Here is a 15552-nt window from a genome sequence, read left to right as displayed (position 1 = left end):
ATCATCAATAATTATATCCCATAGTGGGTAACAAGCTGAAAAAATGAATACACAAACAATCATCACACTTTTATCAATTGTATTGCCAATCTTTGGTTTGATTCTTGGCTACTTTATCAAACACAACATTGAAAAGAAAAAGGAACTCATAAGTGAAATAGCGAAAGAGAGGCGAGATATTTATCAGCAATATGTGAATTTAATAATTGGAATATTTGCTAATTCAAAAACGAATAAAAATCTTAATCAAGATAGACTTATTAAAGACTTGTTTGAATTTTATAAAAAATATGTGCTGTATGCTTCACCTGCTGTGATAAAAGCTTTTTCTAATTATTTCCAATTAATTTACCATCAGGATACAGAATCTGGTATAGATATTAAAACTAACTTATTGCATATGACAAAAATAATGGCTGAAATGCGCAAAGATTTAGGATTAAATAATAAAGGTCTTGGCAAAAATGGAGAAGTGCTGATGCGTGCTATTTTAAAGGATTATGATATAATGTTGAGATAATAAAATCTTAATAACAATGTATTCAATACAATAATCAAATAAAACAAGTGGCGATTCCTAACAATTAGATGAATTTATATTTGATATCTGTCAAAAGCATCAGATAAATACAGAAGATAGGGTACAACTATAGTCTAGGGGATACCCCATTCTAAGGAAAACGGAATCTAAAACCACCCCCACCTCTTTTCTTAAAACCTTCAGCAAAATAGGTTTGGAATGCAACAACTATTATTTAAAAACACCCTTGCATACACCCTTTGAAATACAAAAAACCCTAACAATCTAATTAATAGACTATTAGGGAATTTGTTGGCGGTCTGGACGGGACTCGAACCCGCGACCCCCTGCGTGACAGGCAGGTATTCTAACCAACTGAACTACCAGACCGTGGCGTTTAGCGTGTGCAAATATACATTGCTTATTCAATTGCACAAACATTTTCTTTTAAAAAATTTTCCTTTAAAGAAATTTACTGCGTTCTACCAAAAATGTATTCAGGATGGTAGAAAAATTATTGTTGATGTCGACTTCTACATACTTAATACGATATTGCGCGCATTTAAGCTTAATGGCCGTATAATAGTCTCTAATGCTTTTTTCATAAGCTTCTTTAATATTATCGGCATACAAGTCTAAATACTCACCTGTTTCAACATCCAAAAAGCGTTTGGGGGTATTCTCAAAATTAAAGTGAAATTCATGCTCCTTATCCATTAAATGAAAGAGTACAACCTCGTGCTTATTGTATTTTAAATGACGTAGGGCTTCAAAAAGTTCACTGTCTTCTTTTTCTGTCTGAAACATATCCGTAAATAAAAAGATTAGGCTTCTTCTTTTTATTTTTTCCGCTATCTGATGCAGGTATGTGTATGTTCTCGAATTCTTTGCTGGTTGTTTTTCGGCACCAATTTCGTTAAGTTTGGCCAATAACATCTGAAAGTGACGTTCACTGCCCTTTTCCGGTGCATAGTAATTATAGTCATCAGAAAATACACTTAGCCCCACAGCGTCCCTTTGTTTCTTAAGGACATTCATCAATGCCGCAATGGCCAAAATACCAAAACCTATTTTGTTGAGATTTCCTAAGGATATATTCTTTACTTCTGGGTAGTACATGGAGGCAGAGTTGTCCAAAATCATATGGCACCGCAAATTGGTTTCCTCCTCATAACGTTTAGTATAGAGTTTGTCCGTTTTGGCAAAAAGTTTCCAATCAATATGTTTGGTACTTTCACCATTGTTGTAAATTTTATGTTCGGCAAATTCCGCGGAAAATCCATGGAAAGGACTCTTGTGAATACCGCTAATGAACCCCTCTACTACCTGCTTGGCCAAAAGTTCAAGATTGGGAAATAATGAAGTATTGTTTAATTCTTGTCGTATGTCCACAGAATAAAGATAACATAAAAAAAGGTCCAGTTTAAACTGGACCTTTTCTGAAATTGTTTTAATTATGTTATTATAAAAGGGCGTCTATAGCATCGGTATACACTTTTTTAGGGGAGACACCAACTTGTCTACTGGCAATTTCTCCATCCTTAAATACCAAAACCGTAGGTATATTCCGTACACCGTATTTTGCTGCGAATTCTTGGTTGGCATCAACGTCCACCTTTCCTACAACCGCTTTACCTTCATACTCATTGCTTACTTCGTCAATGATAGGACCTACCATTCTACAAGGTCCACACCAAGCAGCCCAAAAATCTACAACTACAGGTTTATCACTTTTTAAAACTACTTCGTCAAAAGTAGCGTCTGTTATTTCTAATGCCATGATTATTTCTTTTAATGATTATGCAAATTTAGTCAAATAATAAAAGGTTTCCTTACTCATATAGTATTCCTTTTGATTATATCAAAATTGATGTAATCTATTCTTGGGCAGCACTTTCGGGATATATAGCAATATTATGTGTTCTTACGCCTACTGGAGTTGAATTTTCTAGTTTAGAAAGTTGCACCTGCATGTTCTTGGATGGTATCACGGGCATATGACATTGAATACAGTTGCTTCCGTTCTCTTTCATTTTAGATGCAGGGATGGTACAGTGTTTTTTATTTGTATTATGGCATCCCACACATTTATTGTTGAAATAGAGGTGGTCATTTCTTTGATTCTTATGAGGGTCGTGACAGGTTATGCAATCCATCTGAGTAGATTCGGCAAAGCATTTGCTACTCGTCAATAAACCATATTGGTTTCCATGGACGTCCAAGTTAGTACTAGGTCTTAGCGAATTGTAATTTTTTGAAAAGTTGACCAGGGTATCCCCAGGTAAAAATTTAAATGGATTTTGGGTCTGATTGTTTCTGAGTCCTGAATGACAAGAAGCACAGAGGTCCAAACTTTGTTGCCTAGTTAAAGAAGACAATTTTACTAAACTGGAATCTTTGGAAACTCCATTCCAATTTTTTTGAAACCTTACATGTTTTTCCGCAGGACCATGACATTTTTCACAATCCACGCCCAAAACAATTTTTGAAATATCATATTGATTGGAGTTTATAGCATCATCTGGATTTTTTGCAAAGGTCACATGGCATTTTAAGCATTGGTCGTTTACCGGACGTAATGGATTTAGTCTATTGGTGTAATTGGGACTATTTATCCAAGTATCAGCTGGGACAAAATAGGATGCTTGTAACTGAAATAAACCATCGGGTTGATTGCTAAGATAGGATTGGCCTTTTAATCCAGAGCCTATTGTAATATCCATGGTCCAGTCAAAAGTCCTTCTATTTCCATATTTTATTTGGGCATGTTGAACAGGTTCTCCTTTCTTACTTACCATTCGTATTTCTGCATCCAATAAGGAAACTAAATTTTCACCCTCCTTAAAACTGCCTTTAATGTTCTCCAGTGTCGCGAATATGGAAGTGTTGTAATGCGCTGTATTGAGGTGTGTCTCATAAATACCCCTATGACATTCCATACAAGTCGATGAACCAACGTAACCCTTACCGTTATAATGGTATGCAATTACCTCCAGGTCAGAAATTTCCTTGGGACCGGAAAAGTGTTGATAGAGTTTAAGGCCTAAAAACCCTATAAGCAATGCGCCAATAATCAAATAGAGTTTCTTCTTCAACGGTAATAAATCTAAATTTTAATTAAGTTTAAAATGCACTTGTTGTTCTTCCAGTCGCTGCAAAAGTTCACTTGATATCTGAACTTTTTGTTTTCGGCTGGATAGTCGGACCTTAATCTGTTCCTGCATTTCGTACACAATAAAATTCAAGGCGTGGTCTCCCTTATGAGAAATCAAGGTGTCCTTTAACTGATGAACATTTTCTTCTTCCAACTCATCAATATTCAATTTTATGGTCAATTTTTTCGCATAGGATTCCATGACGTCCTGTAGTAGCATGAAACTGTTGAACTGCATTCTAGGGTCGCCCTTTACTCCTGTGTCCCGATTCACCCAGCCTTCCCGAACATAAAGTTTAATATACGCAAAGGAATTGAGCATAAGAAAGTGCCTGAACTTAAGGTATTCCTCTCCAAAAATCCTGAATTCGAAGGAATCTGTATAATCCTCCATTACAAAAGAGGCCCAACCTTTTCCATTTTTGGAAATTCTGTGTTGTACGTCCGTAATAACACCTGCGAAGGTCAGCTCTCTATTTACATAATTGGGCAAGTCGCTGCAATGGGAAAGACTAGCATTACAAAAGGCCTTAATTTCTGTTTTAAAATCATCCAAGGGGTGACCGGAAATATAGATTCCCACTACCTCTTTTTCCCTTCGTAGCTTTTCCATGGTACCCCATTCCTCACAAGGAGGTACAATGGGCTCCGGAATCGTAACTTCACTAGCGTCACCGAAAAGGCTTACTTGAGCGGAATTTTCATTTTCTTGAAACTTTGCGCCGTATTTAATTACCTTTTCCAAGAAAGTAATCCCGTCTCCTTCATTATGGAAATACTGAGCTCTGTGAGAATCTCCCATGGAGTCAAAACCACCCGCGAGTGCCAGATTTTCAAAAGCCTTTTTATTGGCTGCTCTCAGGTCTATTCGTTTGGCCATGTCAAAAACGGATTTGTAGGGTCCATTTTCCTTTCTTTCTTCCACAATGGTTTCCACGGCACCACGCCCTACACCTTTTATGGCTCCCATACCAAAACGTACAGCGCCTTCTTTGTTTACCGCAAATTTATAGTAGGATTCATTGACATCAGGACCTAATACATCCAATCCCATGCGTTTACATTCCTCCATGAAAAAGGTTACCTGTTTAATGTCGTTCATGTTGTTGCTAAGAACGGCTGCCATGTATTCGGCAGGGTAGTGGGCTTTACAATAGGCTGTTTGGTAGGCTATCCAGGCATAACAAGTAGAGTGACTTTTGTTAAAGGCATAGGCAGCAAATGCTTCCCAGTCCTTCCAAATTTTTTCCAGCTTATCTTCGGGATGACCTTTTGCGGAAGCCTGCTGTATAAACTTGGGTTTCATTTTGTCCAATACATGCTTTTGCTTTTTCCCCATCGCTTTACGAAGCACATCGGCCTCACCCTTGGTGAAATCCGCCAATTTTTGGGAAAGGAGCATCACCTGCTCTTGGTACACGGTAATACCATACGTTTCCGCGAGGTATTCTTCACACGCATCCAGGTCGTATACAATTTCCTCCGTTCCATGTTTTCTCGCTATAAAGCTTGGAATGTATTCCATTGGACCTGGCCGGTACAGGGCGTTCATAGCGATAAGGTCAGCAAAAACCGTAGGTTTTAGTGCGCGCATGTGCTTTTGCATGCCGGGCGATTCGTATTGGAACACCCCAATCGTCTCCCCACGTTGGAAAAGTTCATAGGTCTTTTCGTCGTCCAGAGGGAAGTTTTCAGGATCCAGGTCAACGCCATGTTTTGCCTTAACGATTTTTACTGTATCCTTGATCAGGGTCAACGTTTTAAGGCCTAGGAAATCCATCTTCAACAAACCAGCACTTTCCACTACTGAGTTGTCGAACTGTGTACAATACATATCGGAATCCTTGGCGAGGGCCACAGGTACAAATTTTGTAATGTCATCCGGTGTAATAATAACTCCACAAGCATGTATACCAGTGTTCCTAACCGAGCCTTCCAGAACATAGGCCTGATTGAGGGTTTCGGATTCCAGACCTTCGCCTTTGGATATGGCCAGTAGTTCGTTTATTTTAACGAGGTCATCACTGTTGAATTTGCTTTTAAGCACTTTCTCATCGACTCCCATGATTTTTTTCAACTTCGACATGTTGGGAATCAATTTGGCCATACGGTCCGCATCGCCCAAAGGTAAATCTAAAGCCCTTGCCGTATCCCTTATCGAAGATTTAGCGGCCATGGTACCATAGGTAATAATTTGGGCAACTTGGTTGGAACCATACTTTTTAATCACGTAGTCCATAACACGGCTCCTGCCCTCGTCGTCAAAATCGATATCAATATCTGGCATGGATATCCGATCCGGATTAAGGAAACGCTCAAAAAGTAAATCATATTGAATAGGGTCTAGATTGGTAATCCATAAACAATAGGCTACTGCTGAACCTGCCGCAGAACCACGTCCCGGACCCACCGAAACGTCCATTTCCCGAGCGGCCCTAATAAAATCCTCTACTATTAGAAAGTACCCAGGATATCCTGTTTTTTCGATGACCTGCAACTCAAAATCCAGCCGTTCGTCAATTTCTGGGGTAATTTCCCCATATCTTTTTTTGGCACCTTCGTAGGTAATATGTCGTAAATACTTGTTCTCCCCCCGTTTTCCTCCATCGAGTTTGTCCTCTTCGACCTGAAATTTCTCTGGGATGTCAAAAGCAGGTAATAACACATCTCTTGCCAGTGTGAAAGTTTCGACTTTATCGATTACCTCTTGAATGTTGATGATGGCCTCCGGAATATCTTTGAACAGTTCCTTCATTTCATCCGATGATTTGAAGTAGTATTCTTGATTTGGCAATCCATAACGATATCCACGACCTCTACCTATAGGTGTAGATTGTTTTTCACCATCCTTTACACACAACAAAATATCGTGGGCATGTGCGTTTTCCTTTTTGGCGTAGTAGGTGTTATTAGTGGCCACCAACTTTACATCGTGTTTTTCCGCAAACTGGATCAAAACCTGATTTACGCGGTCTTCATCTTCCTGACCGTGACGCATAATTTCGATATACAGGTCCTCACCAAAAGTATCTTTCCACCAAATTAACGCTTCCTCTGCCTGTTTCTCGCCGACATTTAAAACCTTACTGGGGACCTCACCGTACAAGTTTCCTGTTAAAACAATGATGTCCTCTTTATATTGTTCAACAACTTTTTTATCGATTCTAGGAACATAGTATTTACCGTCCACGAATGCGATAGATGACATTTTCGCCAAATTGAGATACCCATTCTTGCTTTTGGCCAACATCACTATTTGGTACCCGTTGTCCTTTTGTGATTTGTTGGTATGGTCCTCGCAAACCTGAAATTCACAGCCTACTATCGGTGTAATTTCCAGTTCGGACTCAGGAAGGTTTTCCAAGGGTTCTTGACCGTCTTCCAATGTACCGTTGAGCGTTGCCTCATACCGTTTTTGGTTTTCCTCATTTCTGGCCTTGACCCCACTATTATGATTTATGATACCATTTACGAAATGAAAGGCACCCATCATGTTGGCATGGTCGGTCATGGCCACAGCTGGCATTTTTTCATTTGCGGCTGTCTTGATTAGGTCGGGAACGCTAATGGTCGATTGTAAAATGGAAAATTGGGTGTGATTGTGAAGATGCGCAAAAGGTGCGGTCTCCAAAGTGGCCAGATTTTCCTTTATTTCCTCTTGGGAAACGCCACCGGTGTCTTTCTCCCAAAGGGCGTCCGCAATTTTTTTTGAGGCTTTGGCGAGATTGATGTGCTCTATACCTATAAGCTGTATTACTTTGGGATTAGCCTCGGAAAAATTCTCAAAATAATCGGGCTGTACATCTAACTGTTCAGCGGTGTATTGCCTTTTTCGGACGAGTTCCAAAAAACAGCGAGTCGTGGCCTCAACGTCAGCTGTTGCATTATGGGCTTCGGCAAACGGTTCATTAAATAAAAATTCATGCAATTCTGTAAGGGTGGGAAGTTTGAATTTACCCCCTCGTCCTCCAGGTATTTGGCATAGTTCAGCGGTGTGTTCCGTACAGGTATCCAAAACAGGAAGTTCCTTTAAGGGATTTTCAACGGTCATTCGATGAAACTCGGCACCCATAATATTAACATCGAAACCAACGTTTTGCCCCACAATAAACTTGGTTTTGGCCATGGCCTCGTTGAACTTGCTTAACACCTCTTTCAAAGGGACACCGTCCCTTTCCGCCAAGGCGGTAGAAATTCCATGTATTTTTTCAGCATCGTAAGGGATATTGAAACCTTCGGGTTTTACCAAATAATCCTGCTGGTCCAAGAGGTTACCCATTCCATCGTGCAACTGCCAGGCAATCTGTATACATCTTGGCCAATTCTTAGTATCGGTTATGGGGGCATCCCAGCGTTTGGGCAATCCTGTTGTTTCGGTGTCGAATATTAAATACATGTGCTATTTCCTGTCTGTTTGGGCTGTCGGCCTGAGCGGAGGCGAAGGGCATGGACAGCTTAAAAAAGTATCGATAAAATTACAGAAAAGAGGTGTTAGGGAAAAAGGGAGTTGCTAAGAGTTATTAACCAATAAAAAAAGCGGACGTTTTATCATCCGCTTTTAAACATTTATTGATTGGTTCAAGATTTGTTTTAGGAGACAGCCTCTTCATAAATTTTGGCATTTTCCAGAGCATCCTTGATTTGATTTCTATGCTTTGTTAGCATCTCCTCAGTGGATGGTGCGAGTACCATTTCTTCATCTTTTAAAATTTCATTGTACTCTTCCAGACTTGCTTTTTCTCCTCGTTCAACTTCTTCCAATATTCTTTCAGTATCATCGCTAGTGAAAGTAGTGGTGAAATTCATCCAAGTTCTGTGAAGGTCTCCCTTGATACTCCCACCTTTTTCTGGCAACTCCCCAAATGCTTGAATTTCATTTTTCAGTTCATGGCCAAAATTATAGCGTTGCTGTACTTTGTCCGCCAAGAATTTTTTTACGGCTGGGTTGTCAACTTTATCCTGTGCCAATTTATAGCCTTTCTCGGCATCATATGTTCTTGTCAGTAAATCGTTTAATCTATTTGAAATTTTTTCTGAATACTTCATAATCTTTCTTATCATTTAAATTTGTAATGGTTATTGTCTTTCAATAACAACTACATAAAAGATAAGAGAATATAGCGGAAACACAAGTGTTTATGGGGGTTTTGCAAAGGTTTAACGTCGATGGGGCATGTATCTTAATGCTTTTAACACGAAGCATTTGTATTTTGTTGTTGTGATGATTGTTAAATCGAACAAATTAAACTACATTTGCAGCCCTTTTTCAAGGATAAAAAAGTAGAATTAATAACCAAGGGTCGGGCACCCTACAAATTAATGTGATATGCCAGTTAAAATTAGATTACAAAGACACGGTAAAAAAGGAAAACCATTCTATTGGGTAGTTGCTGCGGATGTTAGAGCGAAGAGAGATGGTAAATTCTTGGAAAAATTAGGTATTTACAATCCAAATACCAACCCTGCCACTATTGAGCTAGATGTAGATTCTTCCGTAAAATGGTTGCAAAATGGTGCACAACCTACCGATACGGCGAAAGCCATACTTTCTTATAAGGGTGTGCTTTTAAAGCACCATTTGTTAGGTGGTGTTGCAAAAGGAGCATTGACAGAGGAGCAGGTAGAGGAAAAATTCAATGCTTGGATTTCTGAAAAAGAGGCTGCCATTGATGCAAAAATTGGTGGATTGGATAAAGAGAAGGAAGAAGCCCGGGCAAAAGCTTTGGCTGCTGAAAAAGAAGTTAATGAAAAACGAGCTGCCGAAGCTGCAGCGGCCGAACTTCCTGAAACTCCAGAAGGAGAGGATGCAGAAGAAGAGGTTGAAGCTGTAGAAGAAGCTCCCGAAGTTCCAGAAGAGGCTCCTGCCGCTCCTGAAATGAAGGAAGAAGAAGCTCCAAAAGACGGCGAGTAGTCGTTATAACGATGCGAAAGGAAGATTGTTTCTACCTAGGCAAAATCGTTTCAAAATATAGCTTTAAGGGTGAAGTCCTTGTGAAATTGGATACGGACGACCCGGAGATTTACGAAAAAATGGAATCAGTCTTTGTTTCTTTGGGAAACAACCTGATTCCATTTTTTATTAAACGTTGTAGGCTCCATAAATCCAACCTACTTAGGATAGATTTTGAGGAAGTGAAGAGCGAGTCCGATGCCGATCGAATTATGAGGTTGGACCTTTATTTACCATTGACCCTGCTGCCCAAACTTACCGGAAACCAATTTTATTATCACGAAGTCATTGGTTTTAAAGTTATGGATGAGGTCCATGGGAATATAGGGGTAATTGAAAGTGTAAACGATTCTACTTCCCAAGCACTATTTGAAATAAAAAAAGGGGACAAACAATTGTTGATCCCCATTAATGATGAAATTATTAAAAAAGTAGACCGGCAGGCGAAGTCCATATCGGTTTCTACTCCGGAAGGCTTGGTAGCCCTTTATCTTTCTTAACTTTCCAATGCGTTTTTGGCGAATGCCAAGCATTTTTTTACCTCCGTAATGGCATTAGAACCTTCAGGGATATCATATTCCAATTCAATAGTGGCCGGGAAGGAATACCCTTTATCGCGCATTAATTGAAGTGCCTCTATTAGGGGAGTGTCTCCCTCGCCCCAAACGACATTGCTTTGACCATGTTCCGGCGTTTGTCTATCCTTTACGTGCATACTTTTAATATGATTGTGTTTTTTCTTAATAATTTCAAGCGGAGCTTCATTACCCGCGGCTACAAAATGACCTAAATCAAGGTTAAGTGCGTTGTATTTGGATTGTTCCAGAGCCGTGTCCCAAAAAGTTGGTGTTTGTTGGGTGTGTCCGTGATAGGCAACATAGATGCCATGTTTCGAGGCCATTTCCCCTAATTTTTCCGTATGTTCGTCATCACTTGGGTGTTCTAAGGTCACATGGGAGGCTCCTAATGCCTTGGCAGCTTTAAAACCGTAGTTGATTTCTTCATCGGTATTGTCTTTGCCAAAGGCATTGGGTTTAAAAGCGTAAATGGTTACACCTGCATCATTATACATTTTTCTTAGTTCCTTGAACTTATCCATAGATACAGTAGAACGCCAAGTGGCAACTTCCTTATTATAGGCATCCATGGTATTTTGCATTTCCAAAAAGCTTTTTTCTTCTTCTGGATTTAGTTCGTTGTTTCTCTTTTTTCCCATCAGTCCATAAAAAGTACGCCAGTTTACTGGACTCTCTGGTTTACCTGCAAAAGTTTCTGCAGGATCTCCCATTAGCTCAACAGCATTAATTCCAGAATCCAGTACATATTGCAGCGTAGCTTCTGCACTTTGATCGGGCATACTTCTAAAGGAATACGTAATTACTCCGATTTGCACCCCTTTTATTTTAGAATTCGGGACGGGTGAATTCAACAACCTATTTCTACCAAAAATATTTGGACCTACGAGTGTTGTCCCAATAGCCAAAGCAGCTGAGCTTGATATGAAGTTTCTTCTTGAAACTGTGTTTTTTTTGTTATTCATAATACAGGTTTTTTATAATACAGGTTTGTTTGATGATCCATATATTTTCATTTGTCGCATCGACCAAGGTATTTCATGGTCTTCATGAGGGCCAAAGTTTTCCGTTAATCTCATTCGTATAAATTTAGCCTTAACAGGATTGAAGATGAGGGAAACATCTGCCTGTTCTCCATTGCCTTTTTCAATTTCCTTCCATGAACTTCCATCCATAGAGCTTTCGAGTATGTAGCCACGTGGAAAAGTATGTAACGGAGGTGGTGAGCCAGGACGCCATCCCCTGGATATCGGGGTTGCATTGAAATGAATTTCGGAGATGCTCATTGCATCTGGAAGCTCTATTTGAAACCACATGCCCTCTTCCTGATTACCTCCAGTACTCCATCCCTCAAAATTAAATGCACTGGTAGGGGAGGCCCTGCCACCAATTCGTGTAGGCACGGAATGACTTGCAGTTATATTCCAATCTTCCCTTGGTGTTAGGAGTTGTGGAACCGATGTCATCAATTCATCATAAACATAAGGTGCGTTACGCTCCGCTGTTTTTGTCCTGACGTTTTTGACGTCCTCGGCGGATACCAAAGTGGCTTCATTGGATAAATTGGTGCGGATATAGGATACAATGGACGCAATCCAATCATCGGATTGTTCTTTGTTACCTACCATAATACCTGCTGGATAAGTTTTCCCATCCAATGGACCTTCGAGTCCATGCATCACGGTTTTAATGACATATTCCGGGTGTGATTGTACTCGGGCAGAACCGCTTAAGGCCGGTGCCATGACCAAACCATCTCCAACCGGTGTTCCTGTGCCATCGTTTCCGTGACATTGTACACAGAGTTCGTTGAAGATAACCTTTCCTTTTTCCAAGTTGCTCTTTTGGGCATCGGTAAGTTGATTATTGCCAACTTCCCACCAATTTTTTACTTCTTTTGGCTCTAAAATTTGTTTGCCAATGGTCTGTATTCCTTTAGCGGAATTCGACTTGAGTAATTTTTTTAAGGCGACGTCGAAGGAAGGTATTTCTAGGATCTGTGCTGACAAAACGGCCTGTAAGGCCACATCTACATTTTTATCCTCAAGTAATTTTAAATAGTCCTCTCCAAGTGATTTTTTACCCGACTTATATAATGTTTCTCCTGCACGCATAGCCTGAATACGCATTCTGGGGTTGGAGTCGTCCATTAATTTTTTAACCATATTCTCTTTCAACGAACCCAGACCCTCTAGGCACCACAAGGCATGGAATCGGGCTAATGTATTATCGCTGTTATTAACCATGGCTTCAAGTTCCGGAACGATACTTCTATCCTGTGACAATACGATCAACTGTTGTGCCTTGTCTCGCCACCAACCATTTGGGTGTTCCAAATGCTTTACAAGTTGAGCCGGTGTTTCATTAAGCATGTTCGGCTTGGTCTTGTCCCGTTCCTTGCTATCATGGGTAATGCGCCAGATTCGGCCGAGACCTATTACCTTATCTAATTGGTACTGCTCAATTTTGGTACGTAGATACGTGCCTTTTTGAGCCCACTGGCCTTCTTGTATGATACCGTGGTACATATCGGTAATATACATGGTGCCATCGGGTGCGGTCGTCATATCTACCGGGCGGAACAAGGGGTCCGTCGATCTCAAAAACTCCGACTGTTGATCTTGAAATGCATTATGTAAGGTCGTTATACCTTCATTGACCACAGGATTTACCTGACGTACGATCCGGGCAACAGGTTCCCCATAGAATAACTGTCCGTATAGGTTTTTTGGTAACCGATCCCCACGATAAATATCGTTTCCAGCTGCACCGGTAACCCGTTTGGGGCCTCCGTTATTTTCTCGTACGCGGTCCATGCCTTCTTGCAGGTCACCTATCAAAACCGGGGCGCCCCAAGGTTCTTCAAAACCTTCGGCATAGTTGTCATTGTCCTTATAATCGAAATTACCGTAATGTACAGGTTGTTGAAATTGGGAGGGAAGGCCACTTGCGCCTCCCAAAAACCAAACTTTTCCATCATCATCATGGGTTACGCCCCATTGTGCGCGGTTATACCCCGTATTTTCCCGGATGACCCCTGTTGGTGTCTCCCGTACCCTAAAGGCGTTATAGGTGCTGTAGAGCCAATTGTCCATATTATAATACATAAACGCCTGTTGGTGTTCCACATTACCAGATCGTCCATAGTTAGTTGTAAAAAGCTCCTTTTTGTCCGCCTCGCCGTCCCCGTTGGTGTCCGTGAATTTATATACATTGTCCTCATCCGAATTCATGGTTAAAACAGCATCCTTGCCGTAAGGAAGTACAAAACGTGGAAAAATAAGACTATCAACGAAGACCGTTCCCGTTTCATAAATTCCATCATTATCTTTGTCCTCCCATCTCGAAATTCTACTAGTAGGTTCCAAGGTCCCGTCAGAATCTGCGGTAAGCATATAGGTGCGCAGTTCCAGTACGAACATGCGACCGTTTCCGTCGAATGAAATCGCTCCTGGTTGCTGTATTTGTGGTTCGGTGAGAATGGGTTCAATATGGTAGCCTTTCGGCAATAAAAACTTTTTGGCCTCTTCATCCGGGTATAAAGGGAGCACTGGGGCCTTGGGTTCCAAATCCGCTCCTTTCCAATCTTCATGCTCAGGGTCTGCACCTTCCGGTAGAGAAACAGCTGGAAGTGAATCGGACATGGAGGAAATAACTTCCGCCACATTATCCTGTACCTTTTCTTTCTTTTCCGGTTCACAGCTTATTAAAGAACAAAGGATAAGGATGGGTAAAAAAAAGACAAAACGGAAAGGGTTTTGCTTGTTGGTTTCTTGATTGTAAAATTTCATTATGGTATTGATTCTTCTAAATATTCGTTCGGAAATTAACTATATTCATGGCATCTTACAAGGATTTTAACGCTGTGTTTTTAAAAAGTGTCAATGAAACATTTAAATTTTAATGGAATCGTCTTTTCAACCCTGCTTTTAATGCTGTCCTGCAAAGAAACCAAGGTGGAAACTAAATCAGAAAAAACTCAACCTCCCAATGTCGTTTTAATCTTTACGGACGACCAAGGCTACAACGATGTAGGAGTTTTTGGAGCTAATGATATCGAAACTCCAAATCTAAATCAAATGGCAAAGGATGGAATGAAATTAACCAATTTCTATGCTGCACAAGCGGTTTGCTCTGCCTCCAGGGCCGGTATACTTACCGGGTGCTACCCCAACCGTATTGGAATACACAACGCATTAATGCCAAATAGCAAAGTTGGGCTTAATCCAAAGGAAACCACTCTGGCCGAAATGTTGAAGGATAATGGTTACGCTACCGGTATTTTTGGCAAATGGCATTTGGGCGATACCCCGGAGTTTATGCCCAATAATCACGGTTTTGATGAATATTTTGGGATTCCGTACTCCAACGATATGTGGCCCTTACACCCTCAGCAAGGACCGATTTTTAATTTTGGGCCATTGAAACTATATGACAATGAGAAAGTAATCGATACCCTTACAAATCAGTCAAATCTTACGACCATGATTACGGAAAGAAGTATTGATTTCATTAAGAGGAACAAAGAAAACCCATTCTTTTTATATGTTCCACATCCCCAACCCCATGTACCCCTATTTGTTTCTGATAAGTTCAAGGGAAAATCGGATAGGGGATTATATGGTGATGTTATTATGGAATTGGATTGGTCCGTTGGAGAAATTTTAAAGGCTTTGGAGAATAATAATCTTACGGACAATACTTTGGTCATTTTTACTTCGGACAATGGCCCCTGGCTCGCCTATGGCAATCATTCGGGTAGTGCATATCCCTTACGAGAAGGGAAAGGAACTGCTTGGGAGGGGGGTCAAAGAGAACCCTTTTTAATAAAATATCCTAACAAGATTCCTTCGAATAGGGTAGTAAATACTCCGGTAATGGCCATAGATATTTTGCCTACGATAGCAGAAGTCACAGGGTCAACTTTACCCCAAAACAAAATAGATGGTAAAAGTGCTTGGGGTCTTTTCACCGGGGAAACGAATGAAAGCCCACAAGAAGCATATTTCTATTATTATAGGGTCAATGAATTATTTGGTGTAAGATATGGGAAATGGAAATTGTATTTTCCACACACCTATCGTACTATGGAGGGTCAGGAACCTGGTAGGGACGGAGTCCCTGGAACGTATAGGATGGTCCAACTGGATGAGATTGAACTTTATGATTTGGAGAATGATGAGAGCGAGACGAATAATGTGGCTGACCAACATCCTGATGTGGTAAATAAAATGAAAGAATTAGCCGACCAAATGCGGTCAGAATTAGGTGATAGGCTTATGGATATGGAAGGGTCTGAACGTAGGGAACCAGGTATGGTAAAACCGTAATAAGAATTACTTACCACCATAAA

11 protein-coding genes and 1 tRNA gene are annotated in these 15552 nt (G+C 40.5%); 4 read left to right on the top strand and 8 right to left on the bottom strand.

Features of this window, described 5'->3' with window-relative positions:
• Positions 1 to 43 precede the first annotated feature (43 nt).
• Positions 44 to 520: a hypothetical protein gene (locus tag PP182_RS02465; protein WP_272649744.1), complete on the top strand. Its 477-nt coding sequence runs from the start codon at positions 44 to 46 to the stop codon at positions 518 to 520.
• A 313-nt stretch (positions 521 to 833) separates the two neighbouring features.
• Here PP182_RS02465 and PP182_RS02460 read toward each other — a convergent pair.
• The 6 genes from PP182_RS02460 to PP182_RS02435 form a co-directional block, all read right to left on the bottom strand.
• A tRNA-Asp gene (locus PP182_RS02460) sits at positions 834 to 910 on the bottom strand.
• A 72-nt stretch (positions 911 to 982) separates the two neighbouring features.
• On the bottom strand, positions 983 to 1912 hold the full coding sequence (locus PP182_RS02455) for a DUF58 domain-containing protein (protein WP_272649743.1): 930 nt from the start codon (positions 1910 to 1912) through the stop codon (positions 983 to 985).
• A gap of 70 nt (positions 1913 to 1982) precedes the next feature.
• The gene (gene trxA, locus PP182_RS02450) at positions 1983 to 2300 is read right to left on the bottom strand and encodes a thioredoxin (RefSeq protein WP_047246489.1); all 318 of its coding nucleotides are present in this window, start codon (positions 2298 to 2300) and stop codon (positions 1983 to 1985) included.
• A gap of 97 nt (positions 2301 to 2397) precedes the next feature.
• A complete protein-coding gene (locus PP182_RS02445) occupies positions 2398 to 3615 on the bottom strand; it encodes a multiheme c-type cytochrome (protein ID WP_272649742.1) in 1218 nt (405 codons plus the stop codon).
• Positions 3616 to 3633: 18 nt separating this feature from the next.
• Entirely contained in the window at positions 3634 to 8070 is a 4437-nt protein-coding gene (dnaE, locus tag PP182_RS02440; RefSeq protein WP_272649741.1) for a DNA polymerase III subunit alpha, read from the bottom strand.
• 194 nt (positions 8071 to 8264) lie between these two features.
• Positions 8265 to 8720: a ferritin-like domain-containing protein gene (locus PP182_RS02435; protein WP_272649740.1), complete on the bottom strand. Its 456-nt coding sequence runs from the start codon at positions 8718 to 8720 to the stop codon at positions 8265 to 8267.
• A gap of 280 nt (positions 8721 to 9000) precedes the next feature.
• On the opposite strand from PP182_RS02435, the gene PP182_RS02430 reads away from it, so the two are divergent.
• Positions 9001 to 9585 (top strand): 30S ribosomal protein S16, encoded by a 585-nt coding sequence (locus tag PP182_RS02430; protein ID WP_272649739.1) that lies wholly within the window; start codon positions 9001 to 9003, stop codon positions 9583 to 9585.
• Positions 9586 to 9596: 11 nt separating this feature from the next.
• Positions 9597 to 10124: a ribosome maturation factor RimM gene (gene rimM, locus PP182_RS02425; protein WP_272649738.1), complete on the top strand. Its 528-nt coding sequence runs from the start codon at positions 9597 to 9599 to the stop codon at positions 10122 to 10124.
• Here rimM and PP182_RS02420 read toward each other — a convergent pair.
• Positions 10121 to 11164, bottom strand: coding sequence for a sugar phosphate isomerase/epimerase family protein (locus PP182_RS02420; RefSeq protein ID WP_272649737.1), 1044 nt, complete (start codon positions 11162 to 11164; stop codon positions 10121 to 10123). The genes rimM and PP182_RS02420 overlap by 4 nt on opposite strands.
• Before the next feature lie 12 nt (positions 11165 to 11176).
• On the bottom strand, positions 11177 to 13990 hold the full coding sequence (locus PP182_RS02415) for a DUF7133 domain-containing protein (RefSeq protein WP_272649736.1): 2814 nt from the start codon (positions 13988 to 13990) through the stop codon (positions 11177 to 11179).
• A 93-nt stretch (positions 13991 to 14083) separates the two neighbouring features.
• Here PP182_RS02415 and PP182_RS02410 point away from each other — a divergent pair, with 93 nt between their 5' ends.
• Positions 14084 to 15529, top strand: coding sequence for a sulfatase family protein (locus PP182_RS02410; RefSeq protein WP_272649735.1), 1446 nt, complete (start codon positions 14084 to 14086; stop codon positions 15527 to 15529).
• Positions 15530 to 15552: the final 23 nt, after the last annotated feature.

The sequence above is a fragment of the Maribacter sp. PR1 genome (assembly GCF_028464145.1).
GTDB lineage: Bacteria > Bacteroidota > Bacteroidia > Flavobacteriales > Flavobacteriaceae > Maribacter.
The sequence above is the reverse complement of the archived record's forward strand: the minus strand, read 5'-3'. Positions and strand labels throughout refer to the sequence as shown.

Coding starts and splice junctions, on each gene's coding strand:
- PP182_RS02465 (WP_272649744.1), top strand. CDS start 44: ATGAATACACAAACAATCATCACACTTTTATCAATTGTATTGCCAATC.
- trxA (WP_047246489.1), bottom strand. CDS start 2,300: ATGGCATTAGAAATAACAGACGCTACTTTTGACGAAGTAGTTTTAAAA.
- dnaE (WP_272649741.1), bottom strand. CDS start 8,070: ATGTATTTAATATTCGACACCGAAACAACAGGATTGCCCAAACGCTGG.
- PP182_RS02435 (WP_272649740.1), bottom strand. CDS start 8,720: ATGAAGTATTCAGAAAAAATTTCAAATAGATTAAACGATTTACTGACA.
- PP182_RS02430 (WP_272649739.1), top strand. CDS start 9,001: ATGCCAGTTAAAATTAGATTACAAAGACACGGTAAAAAAGGAAAACCA.
- rimM (WP_272649738.1), top strand. CDS start 9,597: ATGCGAAAGGAAGATTGTTTCTACCTAGGCAAAATCGTTTCAAAATAT.
- PP182_RS02420 (WP_272649737.1), bottom strand. CDS start 11,164: ATGAATAACAAAAAAAACACAGTTTCAAGAAGAAACTTCATATCAAGC.
- PP182_RS02415 (WP_272649736.1), bottom strand. CDS start 13,990: ATGAAATTTTACAATCAAGAAACCAACAAGCAAAACCCTTTCCGTTTT.
- PP182_RS02410 (WP_272649735.1), top strand. CDS start 14,084: ATGAAACATTTAAATTTTAATGGAATCGTCTTTTCAACCCTGCTTTTA.